Genomic DNA, 18,735 nt, shown 5'->3' with positions numbered 1-18,735 from the left:
GTGCAAATATAAGAATACCTAAGAAACGGATACGATTCATTTTTATTGAAAATGCGTCACATATTGCTCCAAAAAAAGGATGCTCAACTATTAAGATCAGATTCAGGTGAGATCGTTAGAGATTTTGCTGTGATTATGAATACCTAAAGGATATACAAAGACATTTAATCATCTATTTTAATATACCTGTTATGGGTAAATGATATTAAAAGTATGGTTTAAGATTTTTGTTTTAATCGTTCTTGAAGTTTAATAACCGGATTCGTTTCCTTGTTTTTAAAGGCATGTGCTGAAATAGCTAGAAAAAGAATAATACACCCAATTAAAGCAGTGTATGCTATAGAATTATAGGAGCCTTCATGTCTAATATATATGGCAAACAAAGCCCAAATACCAACCAGTGCAAATTCACGCATATTCCTTTTCCAAATCATCAATAAATTGAGAATTATTGCCACTACAATCATACCAATTGTCCAAGCTTGTTCAGAAAGTATACCACCATTCCAATTAAGTTTACTTAAGTATGCTGAAATATTTGCAATGGAAGCGACAGAAATCCATCCGCTATAGATACAAATGGGCCACCAAACGAATGCTATCGTAGAAATGGGAGCGTCCCAACGTTCCATATTAGTGTTTAAAATAATCTTAATAAGTGAAATTAGAATACCGAACATGATAAGTACCGAAAGCCCAGTATAGTTATAAACAAAGGCAAATACCCAACAACAATTTAAAATATTGGCCAAAACGAACCAGTAGCCTGTCTGTTCTATGAATAGGCTTTCTTTTTCACTAAAAAAGGCTCTGCGAGCCTGAAATATACCATAAGCCAATAATGCTAAAAATATGATTCCCCAAATAGCAAAGGCATAGCTAGCGGGCGTAAACAGGTTTACATACCTTGAGCTAATTTCACCAATAGTGGTGCCATTAAACTCCATTATCTGAGAAATATAATTTACGGCGATTACTAAAATAACCGACATTAGGTTTAAAATGGATAGCTTTTTCTTCATAATGCTTAAAGCTAGTATGATAAATTAAAGAAAAGAATTTTTTGCAAAATTAAATGGACTTTTTTCGAAAAGAGCGCTTCTTTTTCACTTCTTTGATTGGAACAGGAAGTACTGAATCGCCTAAAAGAGCAAAAACTTCACATCCATCACAAGGTTCTAGGGTATAGGTGCCGGTAAATTCTCCAAAAGCAGGAAGAATCATTTGAGATTCCGTTTTATAAAAACAGGGTAATCTTACCGATTGTCGTCCTAATCCGCTTAATTTTATTGCGGGATGAATATGACCAGAAAAATTAAAAAATCCGTCTCGTTCTTCTGGGTGATGGGTCAATAAAAAGGAATCTAAAACTAACTCAGAAATTACCGTTATATGTATATCCTCATATTTCAATGGTGAAATAATATCATGGTTGCCACTAACTAGTATCATTTCTGAGGTTATTGTATTTACCCAATTTTCAAAAAGTTCCCATTCTTTATTTAAGGATGAATGGAATAAATCTCCCAGAAAAACCACTTTTGTTGGCTTAAAAAATTCTATTGCCATGGTCATTGCTTCAAAATTTTGCTGAACCGCATTTTGTGGTACTGCAGCCCCATATTTTCTAAAATGTGAAATCTTACCCAAATGAACATCACTAATTAACAGCATCGATTTCTCTACCCAAAAAAGTGCACCCGAGAAATGCATTTGAAAAGATTGGCCTTGAAGCTGAATGGGGTGGGTCATAAAACAAAATTACCTATTTCTTCATCAAAAGAGCAGCCATTTTTTTAATACGGTCTGCTAATTTTTCGCTCGATAATTTTTCTCGACTCATCCGGTCTGTAATCAATGGAAAAGAAAAAGGAGTAGCCTTTTCACATTGTTTCCATACCATATCTTGGGTAGCAATACGTTCTAATGAAAGACGTAAACGGTCTTCTTCTAATTGATGTTCGAAGGTTTCAGTAAACGCTTGTTGAAAAAGTAAGTTGTCGGGTTCATAATCTCGAAATACATCGAATAGTAATTGAGAGCTGCTTTGTAAATGCTTCATCTTAATACCTTTTTTAGGGTAGCCGGTAAAAACCATTCCGCTGATAATGGCAACATCTCTAAACCTACGTCGTGCCATTTCTGTAGCATTGAGACTTTTCTGTAAATCATCTAACATGAAATCTATAGTAAACAGATCATTGTCCAGAACTTGCTGAATATCTATCAGTTGGTCTGATAATAATTCAAAACCGTAATCATTGAACGCCAATGAAAAAGTGATTGGCGAAAGCAAACTTATGCGATACCCTAAAAGGCTACCCATTGCTTCATGAACAAATCGACCTTCAAAAGGATAGAATAGGTGGTGATACCCATCTCGTGTTTTAAATGTTTCAATTAAAAATTCAGAAGGTTTAGGCACAATACTTTCTCTTCGCTGACGAACAAAAAGTGGCGCTAAAGCACGAATTTCAGCGGACTGATTTTCTAATGGTTCGCTAGAACTGTACAATTCGTTTCTTAGTAATTCTGACATTTGTGCTGATAGGGTTAGACGACTCCCCATCCAGCTAGAGATTTTATTGGTTTTTTTAGTGGAGTTTTTAACCTGTACGGTCATTTCCTTAATTCTTATAAACTCCAGATTTCTGCCTGCAAAGGTGAAAACATCGCCCTTGTTTAATTTAGAGATAAAGAACTCTTCAATAGAACCTATGTACCCTCCTTTTTGGTATTTTACGGCTAAATTGACATCGCCCACAATGGTACCGATTTGGAATCGATGTCGCATCGCTACACCACGGTTGGTTACCGTGAACTTACCATCGCTTTCTACCTCTACTTTTTTGTATTCGTCATACGATTGTAAACTCTGGCTTCCCATAACCAAAAAGTTCAATAACCATCGCCATTGGTCATCAGATATGGCTTGGTAACAAAATGTTTGTTTTATTTCCTTATAAATTTCATCAGGGTAAAACCCGTTTGAAATTGCCAATGTGGTCAAATACTGCAAAAGCACATCATAGCTGTTAAGGTGCGGCATGCGGTCTTCTACTGTATTTTGTTTAACAGCTTTTTGCAGCGCGGAAGCTTCAATAAGCTCAATGGAATGGGTGGGTAAAAAATGAATTATACTTTCTTTACCAGGTTGATGACCACTACGCCCAGCACGTTGTAAAAAACGCGCAACACCCTTTGGCCCACCAATTTGTATAACGGTTTCTACTGGGGCAAAATCAACACCCAAGTCTAAACTTGAGGTGCATACCACGGCTTTTAAACCTTCATTTCTAATGGCATTTTCTACCCAAACCCTAGTTTCTTTATTGATGCTACCATGATGCATTGCCATTTCACCGGCATATTCAGGGTGTTTTTCTAATATTTTCTGAAACCAAATTTCACATTGGCTACGGGTGTTGGTAAACAGTAATGTGGTTTTGCTATTATTGATGATAGGGATAACATCTTCCAATAAGTGAAGTCCTAAATGACCTCGCCAGGGAAAAGTTTCCATTTTCTTTGGAATAATACTTTTAACCGTGATTTTTTTATTGATGTTCGCTTTAATCAATACCGAATTTTTCAGGGCTTTTGACTCGGGACCTAATAGAACATCTCGTGCTTGTTCCAAATTACCAATGGTTGCAGATATGCCCCAGATGCGTAATTCGCTTGAAATGGTTTTTATTCGAGATAATGCCAATTCCATTTGTACTCCTCGTTTGGTACCTAAAATTTCATGCCACTCATCTACTACGATAGCTGAGCAGTCTTTGAAAATTTTATCATATCCCTTAGTGGCTATTAACAATTGTAGGCTTTCTGGAGTAGTAATTAGAAGGTCGGGCATTTGTTTTTTCTGTTGGACTCGTTCCTTTGTAGTTGTATCTCCCGAGCGTATGCCGACGGTCATTTGAGTTCCTAAATCTGAAGTTACACGTTCTGCAGACTGTTTTATTTCTTGCGATAGTGCTCTTAAAGGAGTTATCCAAATAGCTTTTAAACCTTTTTTATGTTTAGTCTTATAATCTGGATTTTTCTTAATGTAGTTTAACACAATAGGAAACCAAAGCGCGTATGTTTTACCACTACCAGTAGGTGCATTTAGAAGTCCATTTTTACTCTGTAAAAAAGCCTTCCAAGTATCTTTTTGGAATTTAAACGGTTTCCATTGCTGTTCTTGAAACCAATTTTCTGCGATATTGAAAAGCTCCTCTCTATTCATTAGGGAATTAAGGCTTTTAAATCATCTAGTGAATTCGCTTCATGAATATTTTTGTCTTTTCGCCAGTGTAACATTCTTGGAAATCGCGTAGCAATCCCACTTTTATGACGTTTTGATAACGCAATACCTTCAAAAGCTATTTCAAAAACATGGTGCGGAGTAACACTTCGTACTGGTCCGAATCGTTCTAAAGTATTTTTTTTTATCCATGCATCTAATTTTCTAAATTCAGTATCGGTAAGACCAGAATAGGCTTTTGCAAACGTGACCAATTCTTTTTCCCCATTATCCTCTTCTTTCCAAAGGGCAAATGTGTAATCGGTAAAAAGATTACTTCGCCTACCATGACCACGCATGGCATAGGTGAGTACAGCATCAACAGTTAGTGGATCTACTTTCCATTTCCACCAGTCCCCTTTTTTACGGCCTACTAAATACGGAGAGTCTTTGCGTTTTAGCATTAGACCTTCACTATGTTTTTCTCTTGATTTTTCCCGTTCTTGAGCTACTTCTTCCCAAGTTGAAAAATACATATTTTCTGAAAGATACAGGGGTATTTCAATTCGGTTCTCCTTAGTGACCATAGAAAAAAGCTGCTCTAATAATTTTCTACGCTCTATGAACGGTAGCTTTCTAATATCTTTTCCTTCCCATTCTAAAAGGTCATATGCTTTTAAGATTACAGGGACTTTTTTCACTAATGCTGCTGAAACAGTTTTACGCCCTATTCTAGTTTGTAAATCATTAAAGGTGCCAATACTGCCTTTTGGAAATGATAAAATTTCGCCATCGATTACAGTGCCGGATGGTATAGTGCCAATGAATTTTTCGAATTCGGGATATTTATCGGTTACTAATTCTTCACCACGACTCCACACGAACAATTCATCATTTCTTAGAATCACTTGAGAGCGTATACCGTCCCATTTGTGTTCTGCAGACCAATCTGATACATTTCCTAAATTTTGAGGCGCGCCCTCTATGGCGTAGGCTAAGTAGAACGGATACGGCTTTGAGAGATAATCACTTTTATTTTCTTCAAGCACCAATTGTTGAAAAGTGATACTATTTGGGTCCCAATTTCCCATTAATTTGTAGGCTAAAATATCTTCATCTATTTCAGTGGCTTTCGCTAAAGCTCTTGTCATTAGTTTTTGACTTACTCCAATTCTAAAACCACCCGTTATCAATTTGGTAAAAACGAAACGTTCGTAGTAATTAAGAATTTTCCAGTTTTCATATAAATAAGATTTTTTGTCCTCTTCAGATTTTTTCTTGAGTGCAATCATTTCCTCAAGAAACCTTGTTAAGCTTTTCTCTGATGATTGTTGTGCCGTAGGTATTACTAAAGCTATAGTTTCCGCTAGGTCACCAACTATGTGATAGCTTTCTTCAAAAAGCCAAAGAGGAATATTCGCAAGGTCAGATGCCCATTCTCTCAATAAGGTTGTATTGACAGGTCTCGGTGGCCTACGGTGAGACAGAATAGCAATGGTCCACACCTTATCGACATCGCTTGCATTTAAAAAATAATCTGTCAATGCTTGAACCTTTACAATTGTTTTGTTAGTGCTATCTAGAGCTTTTATGAGGAGGGCAAAACTTTTCATGCTGTTACGGTAGATTTTGAAGCTAATGCTGCTTCTGTTTCTTCCTCTCCGTATTGAGTTGCTTCGGTACGTGCATCGTACCCTTGTTCTCTTAAATAACGAGAAAATATGTCTGTATAACCATGGGTGCATATCACTTTTTCTGCCCCAGTTTCTTTAATGCTCGAAAGTAATCCTGTCCAATCACAATGGTCACTTAGCACAAAACCTTTATCAATGGCTCTTCTACGTCTAGCTCCTCTAAAAGTCATCCACCCACTGGCAGATGCAGTAACGTAAGGTGCCATTTTACGTATCCAAGTGCTGCCATGTGCGCTCGGTGGCGCTAATACAATATTGCCTAATAGCTGTTCTTTTTTTGTGTCTTTTGTGATGAGTGTTGTTTTAGGAAAATCTACTAAAGGCCGTAATACTTCAGTCATATTTTCTATAGCGCCATGGGTATAAATTTGGCCTATATCTGTATTTAAGTATTTGAGAAGACGTTGTGCCTTACCTAAACTATATCCGAATAAAATAGAAGTTTTTCCTTCAGCTCTATTTTCAGCCCACCAATTATTTATATTCTCGAAAACTTCAACCTGTGACGTCCATTTAAAAGCGGGTAACCCGAAGGTACATTCGGTTATGAACGTATCACATTTAATAGGTTCATAAGGAGTTGAAATACCATCATTTTCTGTTTTGTAATCACCAGAAAATACCCATACCTCACCCTTATGTTCAACTCTAATCTGTGAAGAACCAATGATATGCCCAGCAGGGTGCAGACTAAATTTTACGTTGTTTATGACAAAAGTTTCTCCCCATTCTTTGCCAATAACATTAATATCTCCTAATCGATGAGAAATGATGGGAACATTTCTGTGATGGGTAATATAATTTTTATGCCCATATCGGCTATGGTCTGCATGACCATGAGATATAATGGCTTTGTCAACAGGCTTCCAAGGGTCAAGGTAAACCCTGGCCTTTTCGCAATAAATGCCGTTAGAAGTAAATTGTAAAAGTGGTGATTTCATAGCAAGGGAAAGTTACAATTTTTTGAAAACAACAAAGTTGTGTCAGATGTAAACTATGACCTCTAAAAAATTTATATTTGCTCAATAATTAAAAATTAAGATATGTCTTTTGCAGATTTATATACAAGTGGTGAGCATAGAAGAAATCTAGCCCATTTTGCAGCTCTAGCTACTTTGGCCGCCATAGATGGAGAACTAAGTATTGAAGAAAAAAATATGTTAGATCGTTTCGCAACTAAATTGGACATTACCAAATCAGAATTTGAGGAGGTAATGAAAAAGGAAAATAAATACCCAATAGATGCTTCCCACGATGCAGAAAAGCGTTTAGAAAGACTTTTTGACTTCTTTCGTATTATTTATACAGATCATGGAATAGATTATGAGGAAATGATTTTGGTAAAAAAATATGCCATTGGAATGGGCTTTACAGGTGAAAAAGCTGATAAAGTTATTGAGCGTTCAGTTGCTATTTTTGGAGGCAAAATAGATTTTGACGATTATCTGTACCTTGTTAAGCACTAACGAGCAAAAAAGAAAGTAAAAAGGGAGCATTTTGCTCCCTTTTTTTTATTGATATTGATTTAAAAATTCTTGAAGTTTTTCAACCATATTACGACTTCCGCAGAAGAACGGCACACGTTGGTGCAATTCAGTGGGTTCAATATCCATAATACGATTTACACCACCAATTGCAAGTCCATTGGCTTGTTCTGCGATAAAGGCCATAGGATTGCATTCATAAAGTAGTCTAAGTTTACCATTCTGTGTTACGCTGCTTTTTGGGTACATGTAAATACCACCTTTAATCATGTTTCTATGAAAATCTGAAACTAACGAACCTATATATCTAGAAGTATAAGGTCTATCGCCTTCTTCCATCTGACAGTATTTGATATAGTCTTTTACCCCTTGATGAAAATGGACATAATTACCTTCATTTACAGAATATATAGTACCATCTTCTGGAAATTTCATGTTGGGGTGAGATAGGTAAAAAGTACCTAGGGCAGGGTTCAAAGTAAAACCATTTACTCCGTCACCAGTCGTATAGACCAACATGGTTGAGGTTCCATAAACAACATAACCTGCAGCGACTTGTTTATTACCTGGTTGTAAAAAGTCTTCTATTGTAACAGGTGTGCCAACAGGCGTAACCCTTCTATATATAGAGAAAATAGTTCCAACAGATACGTTTACATCAATATTCGATGACCCATCTAAAGGGTCGATAAGCACAACATATTTGTTCTGATGATTATCATCATTACTGTTAATGCTTATAAAACTATCTTCTTCCTCTGAGGCAATGCCGCAAACTATTTCACGGTTTTTTAAGGTTTGAATAAATTTGTCATTTGCGAATAAATCTAATTTTTGCTGATCTTCACCTTGAATATTGGTCTCGCCGACCCCACCCAAAATATCAATTAAGCCAGCTTTATTAACTTCATGATTAACAACTTTGGCCGCTAATCGAATAGCATTGATGAGTTTTGATAGTTCTCCTGAGGAGTATTGAAATGAGTCTTGATTTTCAATAATAAACTCCCCAAGGGTTTGATTTTTTTTAGGTGACATTTTTTAGTTTATAGTTATATACAAATATCCGATATTTTGTTAAACGTTCAATTTTGGTTTTAATTTCATTTTTTAAATTTATAACTTTGTGTTTTATTTGTAACAATTATGAAATATACAATCAGAGCTGCCCAAAAAGAAGATATGAGGCAAGTGCTTCATTTAATTCAAGAATTAGCCACTTTTGAAAAGGAAGAAAATGCCGTAGAAGTGAGTGAGCAAAATCTTGTGGAAGATGGTTTTGGTAAACATAAGTTGTTTCATTGCTTTGTTGCTGAAAAGGAAGAAAAAGTTGTAGGTATGGCATTGGTCTATCCAAGATATTCTACATGGAAAGGACCTGTTATTCATTTAGAAGATTTAATAGTAACTAAAGAAATGCGCGGTACCGGTTTAGGCACTGCACTTTTAGACGAAGTTGTAAAATATGGAAACGACTTAGGTGTTAAAAGAATTAGCTGGGAAGTAATTGACTGGAATGAACCTGCAATCGGATTTTACGAAAGTAAAGGAGCGAACGTAATGCGTGATTGGGATGTTGTACAGTTAGATGAAGCGGGTATGAAAAATTATTTGAACGCAATAGCGTAAAAAAAGACAGATAGAATTAAGATTTAAGATAAAAGAAGACTATGAGGGTTTTTAAATTTGGGGGAGCATCTGTTAAAGATGCAGATGCAGTTAGAAATGTGGTAAAGGTTTTAAAAGAAGTAGGGTATGAAAATACTTTGCTAGTTGTTTCTGCCATGGGTAAGACTACAAATGCCATGGAAGATATAATAAACGCGTACTTTAATGATAAAAAAGAAATACCATCGAAGGTAGCCGAAATGGTAGATTACCACCTTGGTATTGTCTCTGAATTATTTCCAAATGCTCAACATTCCATCTACAAGGAAATTAAAATTCTAGTGGATGAAATAAATGGTTTTCTAGTTTGGAACAAATCACCTAATTACAACTTTGTGTATGATCAAGTTGTAGGATATGGTGAATTGATTTCAACCACAATTATTAGCGCATATTTCAAAGAAATTGGTATCTCAAATAATTGGTTGGATGTAAGAAACTTTATAAAAACAGATAGTAGTTATAGAGATACTGCCGTGAATTGGGAGCGTACACAAGAGAATGTTACCAAAATAGACAAGAAAGTTTTGAATATTACTCAAGGATTTTTGGGTAGTGATGATAATAATTTCACGACTACCTTGGGCCGAGAAGGTTCAGATTATACGGCAGCAATTTTGGCATTTTGTTTAAATGCAGACTCTGTGACGATTTGGAAAGATGTACCTGGTGTTTTAAATGCAGATCCACGGTATTTTAAAGAAACGCAGTTATTGAACAATATCTCGTACAGAGAAGCAATAGAATTAGCTTTTTACGGGGCAACGGTAATTCACCCAAAAACATTGCAACCATTACAAAGAAAAGAAATTCCATTACACGTTAAATCCTTTATAAATCCTACGAATAAAGGAACAACGGTTGGCAAGGGTGTTGGTATCGAGCCAAAAGTCCCGTGTTTTATTGTTAAGAAGAATCAAGTTTTAATAAAATTATCTTCGCTCGATTTTTCATTTATTGTAGAAGACAGTATCAGCGAACTTTTTAAGTTATTTCATCAGCATAAAATTAAAGTGGATCTTATTCAGAACTCTGCAATTAGTTTTTCGGTTTGTATAGATAATAAGTTTGGAGGTTTAGACGCGATGCTTCTACAATTGAAAAGCAAGTTTAAGGTGGCGTATCATGAGAATGTATCTTTATATACTATTCGTCATTTTGATACGCAATCATTAGAAACATTGCAGAATGGTAATGAGTTACTTTTAGAACAGCGAGGAACAGAAACCGTACAGCTCGTTGTAAAGTAATTTCACCTAATTTAAAAGCGAAGCTACTACTGCTATTTTCCTATATTTACAGTCTAATTGAGGATGAAATATGGGTTTAGTTACCGCTAAAGAAGTTGCCAAGGCCATTAATCTAGCCAAATATGGAGCATTAGGTACTTTTATTGGTTGGGTTTTATTAAAAGTTACCCGATTATCGGGCATCAATAGGTATTATGATTCTATTGCCCATTTAGAAGGCGAAGCCTATGCTGATGCTATTTTGGAGCATTTTGAAATCGACTACGAAATTCCTGAAGAAGATTATAGAAGATTGCCAAAAGAAGGGCCATATGTTACCATTAGTAATCATCCGTTAGGTGCTATTGATGGTATTTTGCTTTTTAAGTTAATGGTAAAGCAACGGCCTGACTATAAGATAATGGCTAATTTTCTATTACAGAGAATGGTGCCTCTAGTGCCTTTTATTTTGCCAGTAAATCCTTTTAGCGAACATAAAGATGCAAGAAGTAGTATTGCAGGTTTTAAAAATACACTTCAACATTTAAAGGACGGCCATGTGTTGGGTGTTTTTCCAGCTGGTGAGGTCTCTACGCTTAAAGAGGGTAAAATGATGGTGGATAAACCTTGGGAAGAGGCTGCCATAAAATTAATTAGAAAAGCAGATGTACCTGTAGTCCCTATATATTTTCATGCAAAGAATAGTGGGCTGTTTTATCGTATGTCCAAATTGGGCGATTCGTTACGAACTGCCATGATACCTTCACAAGTTTTTACGCAAAGAAATAGGCCTATTAAAGTTAGAATAGGACAGCCAATTTCTGTCGCTACCCAAAAGGATCAAGAAAGTTTAGAGGAATATACAGATTTGCTACGTCGCAAAACCTACATCTTGTCGAATGCATATGAAAAAGAACGTTTAATAGACCAAATACCTACATCTCTTAAACTTCCTAAGCAACCTAAGAAAATTGCAACTGCAGTACGTAAAGAGGTAATGGAAGGTGAGATTGAGAAGCTTAGGGAGAAAGATTGTCGTTTGTTGCAAAGCAAGAATTACGAAGTGTTTTTAGCTAAGGAAAAGGATATGCCTTTTATCTTAAAGGAAATAGGAAGACAGCGAGAGGTGACATTTAGAGCTATTGGTGAAGGCACCAATAAAGCGATAGATTTAGATAACTTCGATTCGTATTACCACCACTTATTTCTTTGGGATGACGAGGCCAAATGTATTGTCGGAGCTTACAGAATGGGAATGGGTTCTGAAATTTTTCCGAAACATGGTATTGACGGATTCTACGTTCAAGATTTATTTAGAGTAGAACCAGAATTATATGATATGATGCAACACTCTATTGAAATGGGTAGAGCATACATTACTAAAGAATATCAGCAAAAACCAATGCCCTTATTTTTACTATGGAAAGGTATTGTACATACTACCTTAAGATTTCCTGAACATAAATACCTAATTGGTGGTGTAAGTATTAGTAATCAGTTTTCAAATTTCTCGAAATCATTGATGATAGAGTTTATGAAATCTAATTATTGGGATCCGTATGTGGCGCAATATATAAGACCAAAAAAAGAATTTAAGGTGAAACTTAATGATTCCGATAAAGAGTTTGTATTTGATGAAACTCAGGCAGATTTAAATAAGTTTGATAGATTAATTGATGAGGTCGAGCCAGGTAATTTGAGGCTGCCGGTATTAATTAAAAAATACATTAAACAAAACGCAAGGGTTGTTGCTTTTAATGTAGATCCTCTATTCAATAATTCAGTTGATGGTTTAATGTATATAAAGATTGCAGATTTACCTGAAAGCACTGTTAAACCGGTTATGGAAGAATTTCAAGCTGAATTGGAACGAAGACTTCAAGAAGCTCAAAGCCCTGAGAAGGAGTAATTTAGTCTACACCTACCAAGCGACTTCTTCGTTCAAAAAGAACATTATCAATCCATAGTCCATTTAATTTTCCAACACGTTCGCGGCTACCTATCATTCTAAAGCCTACTGCCTCATGTATTTTAATACTGGCATGGTTGGTTGGGAAAACTCCAGATTGTAATGTCCAAATGCCTTCCTGCTCACTGGCATCTATTAAATGTTTCAATAATAATTTGCCAATACCTTTACCTCTACTAGCTTTTGATATATATACGCTGACTTCTGCTACTCCGCCATAGACGCATCTACTAGAAACAGGTGAAAGTGCCACCCATCCTAAGATAATATTGGAGCTTTCCGCTACAAACCTGCAATAGGTCATATGTGCTTTGTCCCAAGATTCAAAAGCGGGTACAGTAGTTTCAAAAGTTGCGACACCGGTAGCGATACCTTCTTTGTAAATGTCAGCAACAGAGTTCCAATCTGTTGCCGACATTTTTCTTATACTTACCTTATTCATAGGTGTAATAATTAGCAGCAGCCACTGCCTGGTGCGCATGAAGATTCCATAACTTCTTCATTTTCAGATACACCACAAGTTTCTTTTGCCTTGCAATCTGTTTTTTCAACTCCTAAATGAAGTAGTAGATTATTATCTTTTATTTGATAGGATAAGACAAATAACTGAGCAGTATGAAAAAGGGCATTGCTGTATTCGAATTTTACTTCAACATCTTTTTCCATCGGCTTTATTTTATCTACCCTATTTAAAATAGATAATGCCTTTTCGACTACCATGTAGTCTCTTTTGCCTAGTTCTTCGGGACTTTCCCATAGTTGAATAATAGTTTCTTTCCAGAAATCGGTGCCTGCTCCACAATCAACAGAATCTATGGTAATGTTTTTTACCTCTGTAATATGATAATTTGCACCAACCAGTAGACCGGGAGCATATTCAAACATTAAACTTTTTTCTAAGTTTTCGTTTAATAAGGCAAGAAATTCATTTGTTTTCATGTTTTGAAATTTTAATTAACAACAATTGTTTTTAGTGGTGTTGAAGAAGATATTAAGGAGGGTCTGTATTTCTGTCCATTTCGGTAGATTTATGCAATAACAAACCTTCTTGCCTTCAACTTCTCCTTTTATGAGGTCAATACTCTTTAGTTCTTTTAAATGTTGTGAAATGGTTGGTTGCGCCAGTCCGATTTCATCAACGATATCATTACAAATACACGAGTCTTGTTGACTTATATATTGTAAGATGGCAATACGAGCAGGATTAGATAATACCTTAAAGATAACTGCCAATTCGTTTTGCTCTAAATTGAATATTTGTGTTTTAGTAACGCCCATTTCATATTTATATATTGCAATATTACGATAATAAATTAAATAAAAAAAGTCAGATAGAATTTTACCCGACTTAATTTTTTTATAGACTTTTAAACCAATCCTGAAAATACTCCCCAACTATAGGAGTTGGAACTTTTTTTTCATTTACGGCATTAATTACACTCATAACTATTAGTACAACACATATCAAAAATGCAAAACACCCTACAATAGGGATCCAACTAAGTACGAGGGCAAGAAGCCAAATACCTAAAGTTTGCCGTATATAATAACTACCAAGATCTGTTTTATTGTTACTGTTCATAATTATAGCCACTATCCAACCGATCAAAGTTATATGAGCAATAATTGCTACAGTTTTACCGCTATCAGGATTATTGGAGTCAAAGGTTTTTTTTACATCTTCTGAAAATTCCTTTGCAGATTCTTTCGCGTTATCGTATGCTTTTTCGGTTTTGTCTTTGGCATTGTCAAAGGCATCTTCTGCCTTGTCGCCTAAGTTTTTTGCAGATTCTTTAGCTTTATCGAAAGCATCTTCTGCCTTATCTCCTAAATCTTTATTTTCATCTGACATTTTAGTGGTTATTAGGTGGTTATTAGTAGTGATAAATGTAGCAAATATTTGAACATCATAGAAATGCTTTATCAATAGGTTCCCAAAGTTCTATTTTATTGCCATCAGGATCTAGTATCCAACCAAATTTTCCGTATTCAAATTCTTGAATTTCACCGACTACAGTAACACCTTCCTCTTTTAAAACCTGTATTAGTTCTACTAAATTCTCGACCCTAAAATTCATCATAAAATTCGATGTGCTAGGCTCAAAATAGGTTGTGTCATCTTTCATTGGGCTCCATTGTGTTGAGCAGTCATTCCCCTCTTTATCTTTCCACCAAAAGGTGCTACCATATTGGTCAGTATTTAGACCTAAATGCTTATTGTACCAATCCTTTACCTTGCTAGGATCTTTTGTTTTAAAAAAAAAACCTCCTAATCCTGTAACTCTTTTTTTCATGATTACGCTGTTTTATATGTTTCGAAGTATGTTATTTCTTTACATTTTTTTCATACAAGGTAATCCACTCCTTAGTTGTCATCTTTGTGCATAATTCTGCAATTAAGGTATAAGGAATATCATTTAGGTTTTTAAACCGGATACAACTTTTACCCATGTTTAGTTTGAGTTTACAATGCTTTGGATATTCTACTACAAACCAAGCTAATAAATTAGTGTCAGCATAAATGCCAGAATGGTATAACGCTATAAAATTCTTTTGTGATGCTAAGTTGATGAATGGTAATGGTAATTCTGGATTCACATAATAACCAGCCGGATATAATGTGTGTGGTACAACATAACCCAGCATACCATAGCTCAGTTGTTCTTCAAAACCTTGAGGCAAATTTTGTAAAATAACAGCGCGTATTTTTTCAATTACTTCGCGACGTTCTTGAGGTAGTTGGTCAATATAGTCGTTAGGTGAATTTGCTGCATATTTCATTTAGGTTATAAATTTTGCTTTAATTTTATCCACTATGGTTTGGGCTAATTTTATTTTGCTTTCAACCGTCCAACCTGCTACGTGAGGTGATAGTACTACCTGGTCAGAGTTAATTAAATATTGAAAAGCATCAGGTAAATTATTGTCTGAAAACATATTCTCGAAAGAAGCTTTTTCATACTCTAATACATCTAAACCTGCACCTAAAACTTTACCAGATTTCATTGCTTCCACTAAATCTGAGGTTATGATACATTTTCCTCTAGCGGTATTTATTATCCAAATGGGTTTTTGAAATTTATTTAGGAATTCGGAGTGAACCATACCTACCGTCTCTGCTGTTTGAGGTACATGTAGACTCACTACATCAGCACGATTTTGAAATTCCATAATACCAACTTGACGCGCGTTTTCATCTTCTACACCACCTTGAATATCATAGCAGATTACCTCTTCAACATCAAAACCTATTAGTTTTTTCGCAAAGGCTTTACCCATATTGCCGTAGCCAATTATACCAACCACTTTACCTTCTAATTCTAAACCTCTATTACCTTCGCGATCCCATTTGCCACTTCTAACTTCACGGTCTGCAGTATTTAACTTATTAAATAGAGACAACAGCATACCCATGGCATGCTCACCTACTGCATTTCGATTACCTTCTGGCGCCGCCGCAAGAAATATACCGAGCGATTTGGCGTGTTTGATGTCAATATTTTCAAGTCCGGCACCTAATCGACCAATAAATTTAAGGTTCTTTGCCTTGTCTAAGAATTGAGAATCTATGGTAAAACGACTACGAATAATTAAACCATCGTACTGGTCAATTTTGCTTTCAATTTCTTTTTTAGTTGAGGTATAGTCTTCAACGTTCTGAAAACCTAATTCAGAAAATTGTTCAATAATTAGTGGGTGATTAATATCTACGTGTAATACTTTCATTTACTGGGAATTATATTTTTGGATAATCGGTTTGGGTTAATTCAGATTCAACCTTTCCCGTATGGTTTGTTGTTAATTTTTCAAATAATAATACCTGAACTTCTTCTTTGTTTTTTGTGGTTGGGCAATGCTCAATTCCTTTGGGAACAATAATTATTTCACCTTCGTTCACGACTTCGGTACGGTCTCTAAATTGCATATGCAATGTACCCTTTATAACATGAAATAGCTCATCTTCATTTTCATGTGCATGCCAAACAAATTCGCCTTTTAGCTTGGCCAACAAGACCTGCATGTTATCGACAATACCAATTTGATGTGGATGCCAATGGGCATCAACTAACTCATATTTTTCTTTAAGGTTTATGCTTTTCATTTTTTAGATTAAAAACTAGGAATAATATAAATTCTTGATACGACAAAAAAATACTTCATCACTGCTGTAAATCAATAGCGTGTATTGTACAAAGTAAGATACGTAAAGTAGCGGTTTTCTAAAAATAAGAATCCTGGTTTATTAAATACCTAAAATGAGTTTCGCAATAGAAAAGTAAATTAGAATCCCAAAAATATCATTACTGGTGGTTATAAAAGGCCCTGTTGCGATTGCTGGGTCAATACCTCTTTTGTGAAGAAATAAAGGAACGAATGTGCCGATAAAGCCTGCAACGACGATTACAGCAATAAGTGAAATAGAGATTGCCAAAGAGGTTAAGAAGTCCCCTTTCCAGACCCAAGTAAATACTAATAATAGACATGATAGAATAAACCCGTTTAATAAGGCCAGTAGCATTTCTTTAATCAAACGGTTACCGATACTTCCCTTTATATCATCGTTTGCCAAACCTTGTACGATAATTGCGCTAGATTGAACACCCACGTTACCAGCCATTGCAGCTATCAAAGGTGTGAATAAGAACAATACGGTATATGCGCGAAACATTTCTTCAAAACCACCCATGATAACGGCTGCTGCCGCACCTCCAAAAAGGCCTAAAATCAACCATGGTAAACGTGCACGGGTAAGTTCCCAAATGCTTGCATCTGCTTCAACACCTTGCGATATACCAGCAGCCATTTGATAATCACGCTCTGCTTCTTCTTTAATAACATCAATAATGTCGTCAATCGTAATACGCCCAACAAGCCTACCAATTTCATCAACTACAGGTATAGCCTCTAAGTCATACTTACTCATAATACGAGCTACCTCTTCGGGGTCTTCATTTACGTTGACCGAATCTACGTTCTTAATAAAAACGTCCTTAATATGTGTTTTGGTAGAAGTAGTCAATAGATCCTTTAAGGATAACCGTCCCTTAAGCTTGTCTTCATCATCAACTACATAAATGGAGTGAACACGGGTTACATTTTCAGCTTGTGCTCGCATTTCTTTAACACAGGTCAATACATTCCAATTCTCGTTCACTTTTACGAGTTCTTTCGCCATAAGTCCACCAGCAGAATTCTCTGCATAGCGCAATAAGTCTACGATATCTTTGGCGTGTTCCCTATCTTCAATTTTAGAAATAACGTCTTGTACTTGCTCTTTAGGGAGTTCACCAATAATATCAGCTGCATCATCAGTATCTAGTTCTTCTAGTTCGCTTGCAATTTCTTGCGAGGAAAGGTTGCCTAGTATCGCTTCACGAATATCTTCATCTAACTCAGTAAGAATATCAGAGGTTTTATCGCTATCTAATAATTTAATTAAGTAGGTAGCCTCATCATCATCAAGTTCATTAATGATTTCTGCAATATCTGCATAATGGACATCTTGAAACAATGTGGTTAGTTCAGCATCATTTTTATTTTCAATGTGCTGTTCTATGTCTTTTACAAGTTCTTCGGTAAGTTTAAAGGGTATCATCTGCTATCTTCTTCGTCAATGCTATAAAATCTGCTACGGACAGTTGTTCTGGTCTCTGGTCAAATATAGCATCTTCTTTGAGAATATCTGAAAGGGCGAAGGTTTTTAAACTGTTCCGTAAGGTCTTTCTACGTTGATTAAAGGCGGTTTTTACTACTCTTCTGAATAATTGTTCGTCGCAGGGAAGTTGAAAATTTGTTTTACGGGTTAATCGTAATACGCCCGATTGTACTTTTGGTGGCGGGTCGAATACTTCTGGCTGTACCGTAAAAAGATATTCAGTATCATAGAAAGCCTGTGCTAAAACAGATAGAATTCCATAGGTCTTACTACCTTCTTGTGCACAAATTCGTTGCGCGACCTCTTTCTGGAACATTCCTGAAAATTCAGGAATCTGATTTCTTAATTCCAGTACTTTGAATACAATCTGTGTAGAAATATTATAGGGGAAGTTACCTGTAATTCCAAATTGTTCATCACCGAACAATGTTTGTAGGTCATAATTTAAAAAATCGGCCTCGATCACCTTAAAAGAACCTTCTCCTTCCAACAACTTATGATGTTCTAACGGAAATGTTTCATTAAGGTAAATAATGGATTCAGAATCTAGGTCCATCGCCACCAGGTTAATGTCTCGTGTTAGTAGGTATTTTGTCAACACCCCGGTACCCGGACCGATTTCTACAATATTCTTGTAATCTTTTTGTAAAAGTGTATCTGCAATTTGTTTTGCGATATCTTCATCTTTTAAAAAATGCTGACCTAGATATTTCTTTGCCTTTACCGGTCCTTTTTCGTGATGCTTATTATGAGCATATTTATCACCTTTATTTTTTTGCCTTTTCGTTCCCATACTATGTTCTT

At 35.7% G+C, this 18,735-nt stretch carries 20 protein-coding genes; 4 read left to right on the top strand and 16 right to left on the bottom strand.

What is annotated here, in order from left to right; genetic code table 11:
• Window positions 1-218 precede the first annotated feature (218 nt).
• From B5X55_RS06900 to B5X55_RS06880, 5 genes are read right to left on the bottom strand one after another with little or no spacing between them, the layout of a single operon-like run.
• Window positions 219-1,022: a TspO-related membrane protein gene (locus tag B5X55_RS06900; RefSeq protein WP_079511872.1), complete on the bottom strand. Its 804-nt coding sequence runs from the start codon at window positions 1,020-1,022 to the stop codon at window positions 219-221.
• 49 nt (window positions 1,023-1,071) lie between these two features.
• Entirely contained in the window at window positions 1,072-1,752 is a 681-nt protein-coding gene (pdeM, locus tag B5X55_RS06895) for a ligase-associated DNA damage response endonuclease PdeM (protein ID WP_079511871.1), read from the bottom strand.
• 13 nt (window positions 1,753-1,765) lie between these two features.
• Complete coding sequence (locus B5X55_RS06890) at window positions 1,766-4,234, bottom strand: ligase-associated DNA damage response DEXH box helicase (RefSeq protein WP_079511870.1); 2,469 nt, start codon at window positions 4,232-4,234, stop codon at window positions 1,766-1,768.
• On the bottom strand, window positions 4,234-5,844 hold the full coding sequence (locus B5X55_RS06885) for an ATP-dependent DNA ligase (protein ID WP_079511869.1): 1,611 nt from the start codon (window positions 5,842-5,844) through the stop codon (window positions 4,234-4,236). The genes B5X55_RS06890 and B5X55_RS06885 overlap by 1 nt, the downstream gene beginning before the upstream one ends.
• Entirely contained in the window at window positions 5,841-6,866 is a 1,026-nt protein-coding gene (locus B5X55_RS06880) for a ligase-associated DNA damage response exonuclease (RefSeq protein ID WP_079511868.1), read from the bottom strand. The genes B5X55_RS06885 and B5X55_RS06880 overlap by 4 nt, the downstream gene beginning before the upstream one ends.
• A gap of 102 nt (window positions 6,867-6,968) precedes the next feature.
• Between B5X55_RS06880 and B5X55_RS06875 the strand changes: the two genes are divergently transcribed.
• Entirely contained in the window at window positions 6,969-7,391 is a 423-nt protein-coding gene (locus B5X55_RS06875; RefSeq protein WP_079511867.1) for a hypothetical protein, read from the top strand.
• Between the two features lie 45 nt (window positions 7,392-7,436).
• On the opposite strand, the gene fbp is transcribed toward B5X55_RS06875, so the two are convergent.
• On the bottom strand, window positions 7,437-8,447 hold the full coding sequence (fbp, locus tag B5X55_RS06870) for a class 1 fructose-bisphosphatase (RefSeq protein ID WP_079511866.1): 1,011 nt from the start codon (window positions 8,445-8,447) through the stop codon (window positions 7,437-7,439).
• A 108-nt stretch (window positions 8,448-8,555) separates the two neighbouring features.
• Here fbp and B5X55_RS06865 point away from each other — a divergent pair, with 108 nt between their 5' ends.
• From B5X55_RS06865 to B5X55_RS06855, 3 genes are all read left to right on the top strand, one after another.
• Complete coding sequence (locus B5X55_RS06865; RefSeq protein ID WP_079511865.1) at window positions 8,556-9,038, top strand: GNAT family N-acetyltransferase; 483 nt, start codon at window positions 8,556-8,558, stop codon at window positions 9,036-9,038.
• A 41-nt stretch (window positions 9,039-9,079) separates the two neighbouring features.
• Entirely contained in the window at window positions 9,080-10,327 is a 1,248-nt protein-coding gene (locus B5X55_RS06860; protein ID WP_079511864.1) for an aspartate kinase, read from the top strand.
• A gap of 70 nt (window positions 10,328-10,397) precedes the next feature.
• Window positions 10,398-12,215 carry a lysophospholipid acyltransferase family protein gene (locus B5X55_RS06855; RefSeq protein WP_079511863.1) on the top strand — a complete coding sequence of 606 codons (1,818 nt, stop codon included), beginning with the start codon at window positions 10,398-10,400 and terminating at the stop codon, window positions 12,213-12,215.
• Between the two features lies 1 nt (window position 12,216).
• Here the strand turns inward: B5X55_RS06855 and B5X55_RS06850 are convergent, their stop codons facing one another.
• The 10 genes from B5X55_RS06850 to rsmA form a co-directional block, all read right to left on the bottom strand.
• A complete protein-coding gene (locus B5X55_RS06850; RefSeq protein ID WP_079511862.1) occupies window positions 12,217-12,717 on the bottom strand; it encodes a GNAT family N-acetyltransferase in 501 nt (166 codons plus the stop codon).
• A gap of 11 nt (window positions 12,718-12,728) precedes the next feature.
• Window positions 12,729-13,214 (bottom strand): DUF6428 family protein, encoded by a 486-nt coding sequence (locus B5X55_RS06845; RefSeq protein ID WP_079511861.1) that lies wholly within the window; start codon window positions 13,212-13,214, stop codon window positions 12,729-12,731.
• A gap of 15 nt (window positions 13,215-13,229) precedes the next feature.
• Window positions 13,230-13,553, bottom strand: coding sequence for an ArsR/SmtB family transcription factor (locus B5X55_RS06840; protein ID WP_079511860.1), 324 nt, complete (start codon window positions 13,551-13,553; stop codon window positions 13,230-13,232).
• A gap of 79 nt (window positions 13,554-13,632) precedes the next feature.
• Window positions 13,633-14,127: a YtxH domain-containing protein gene (locus B5X55_RS18995; RefSeq protein ID WP_234999686.1), complete on the bottom strand. Its 495-nt coding sequence runs from the start codon at window positions 14,125-14,127 to the stop codon at window positions 13,633-13,635.
• A 55-nt stretch (window positions 14,128-14,182) separates the two neighbouring features.
• Entirely contained in the window at window positions 14,183-14,569 is a 387-nt protein-coding gene (locus tag B5X55_RS06830; RefSeq protein WP_079511859.1) for a VOC family protein, read from the bottom strand.
• A 31-nt stretch (window positions 14,570-14,600) separates the two neighbouring features.
• On the bottom strand, window positions 14,601-15,056 hold the full coding sequence (locus tag B5X55_RS06825) for a DUF1801 domain-containing protein (RefSeq protein WP_079511858.1): 456 nt from the start codon (window positions 15,054-15,056) through the stop codon (window positions 14,601-14,603).
• Window positions 15,057-16,001, bottom strand: a complete 945-nt coding sequence (locus B5X55_RS06820) for a 2-hydroxyacid dehydrogenase (protein WP_079511857.1) — start codon at window positions 15,999-16,001, stop codon at window positions 15,057-15,059.
• Between the two features lie 10 nt (window positions 16,002-16,011).
• Complete coding sequence (locus B5X55_RS06815) at window positions 16,012-16,377, bottom strand: cupin domain-containing protein (protein WP_079511856.1); 366 nt, start codon at window positions 16,375-16,377, stop codon at window positions 16,012-16,014.
• A 141-nt stretch (window positions 16,378-16,518) separates the two neighbouring features.
• Window positions 16,519-17,871, bottom strand: coding sequence for a magnesium transporter (gene mgtE / locus B5X55_RS06810; protein ID WP_200811590.1), 1,353 nt, complete (start codon window positions 17,869-17,871; stop codon window positions 16,519-16,521).
• Complete coding sequence (rsmA, locus tag B5X55_RS06805) at window positions 17,858-18,724, bottom strand: 16S rRNA (adenine(1518)-N(6)/adenine(1519)-N(6))-dimethyltransferase RsmA (protein ID WP_079511855.1); 867 nt, start codon at window positions 18,722-18,724, stop codon at window positions 17,858-17,860. Before rsmA ends, mgtE begins: the two co-directional genes overlap by 14 nt.
• Between the last annotated feature and the right edge of the window lie 11 nt (window positions 18,725-18,735).

The sequence above is a fragment of the Maribacter arcticus genome (assembly GCF_900167935.1).
In the GTDB taxonomy this organism is placed as follows: domain Bacteria; phylum Bacteroidota; class Bacteroidia; order Flavobacteriales; family Flavobacteriaceae; genus Maribacter; species Maribacter arcticus.
The sequence above is the reverse complement of the archived record's forward strand: the minus strand, read 5'-3'. Positions and strand labels throughout refer to the sequence as shown.

What these genes read in the sequence shown, in the direction of transcription:
- B5X55_RS06900 (WP_079511872.1), bottom strand. Translation starts at nt 1,022, where the DNA reads ATGAAGAAAAAGCTATCCATTTTAAACCTAATGTCGGTTATTTTAGTA.
- pdeM (WP_079511871.1), bottom strand. Translation starts at nt 1,752, where the DNA reads ATGACCCACCCCATTCAGCTTCAAGGCCAATCTTTTCAAATGCATTTC.
- B5X55_RS06890 (WP_079511870.1), bottom strand. Translation starts at nt 4,234, where the DNA reads ATGAATAGAGAGGAGCTTTTCAATATCGCAGAAAATTGGTTTCAAGAA.
- B5X55_RS06885 (WP_079511869.1), bottom strand. Translation starts at nt 5,844, where the DNA reads ATGAAAAGTTTTGCCCTCCTCATAAAAGCTCTAGATAGCACTAACAAA.
- B5X55_RS06880 (WP_079511868.1), bottom strand. Translation starts at nt 6,866, where the DNA reads ATGAAATCACCACTTTTACAATTTACTTCTAACGGCATTTATTGCGAA.
- B5X55_RS06875 (WP_079511867.1), top strand. Translation starts at nt 6,969, where the DNA reads ATGTCTTTTGCAGATTTATATACAAGTGGTGAGCATAGAAGAAATCTA.
- fbp (WP_079511866.1), bottom strand. Translation starts at nt 8,447, where the DNA reads ATGTCACCTAAAAAAAATCAAACCCTTGGGGAGTTTATTATTGAAAAT.
- B5X55_RS06865 (WP_079511865.1), top strand. Translation starts at nt 8,556, where the DNA reads ATGAAATATACAATCAGAGCTGCCCAAAAAGAAGATATGAGGCAAGTG.
- B5X55_RS06860 (WP_079511864.1), top strand. Translation starts at nt 9,080, where the DNA reads ATGAGGGTTTTTAAATTTGGGGGAGCATCTGTTAAAGATGCAGATGCA.
- B5X55_RS06855 (WP_079511863.1), top strand. Translation starts at nt 10,398, where the DNA reads ATGGGTTTAGTTACCGCTAAAGAAGTTGCCAAGGCCATTAATCTAGCC.
- B5X55_RS06850 (WP_079511862.1), bottom strand. Translation starts at nt 12,717, where the DNA reads ATGAATAAGGTAAGTATAAGAAAAATGTCGGCAACAGATTGGAACTCT.
- B5X55_RS06845 (WP_079511861.1), bottom strand. Translation starts at nt 13,214, where the DNA reads ATGAAAACAAATGAATTTCTTGCCTTATTAAACGAAAACTTAGAAAAA.
- B5X55_RS06840 (WP_079511860.1), bottom strand. Translation starts at nt 13,553, where the DNA reads ATGGGCGTTACTAAAACACAAATATTCAATTTAGAGCAAAACGAATTG.
- B5X55_RS18995 (WP_234999686.1), bottom strand. Translation starts at nt 14,127, where the DNA reads ATGTCAGATGAAAATAAAGATTTAGGAGATAAGGCAGAAGATGCTTTC.
- B5X55_RS06830 (WP_079511859.1), bottom strand. Translation starts at nt 14,569, where the DNA reads ATGAAAAAAAGAGTTACAGGATTAGGAGGTTTTTTTTTTAAAACAAAA.
- B5X55_RS06825 (WP_079511858.1), bottom strand. Translation starts at nt 15,056, where the DNA reads ATGAAATATGCAGCAAATTCACCTAACGACTATATTGACCAACTACCT.
- B5X55_RS06820 (WP_079511857.1), bottom strand. Translation starts at nt 16,001, where the DNA reads ATGAAAGTATTACACGTAGATATTAATCACCCACTAATTATTGAACAA.
- B5X55_RS06815 (WP_079511856.1), bottom strand. Translation starts at nt 16,377, where the DNA reads ATGAAAAGCATAAACCTTAAAGAAAAATATGAGTTAGTTGATGCCCAT.
- mgtE (WP_200811590.1), bottom strand. Translation starts at nt 17,871, where the DNA reads ATGATACCCTTTAAACTTACCGAAGAACTTGTAAAAGACATAGAACAG.
- rsmA (WP_079511855.1), bottom strand. Translation starts at nt 18,724, where the DNA reads ATGGGAACGAAAAGGCAAAAAAATAAAGGTGATAAATATGCTCATAAT.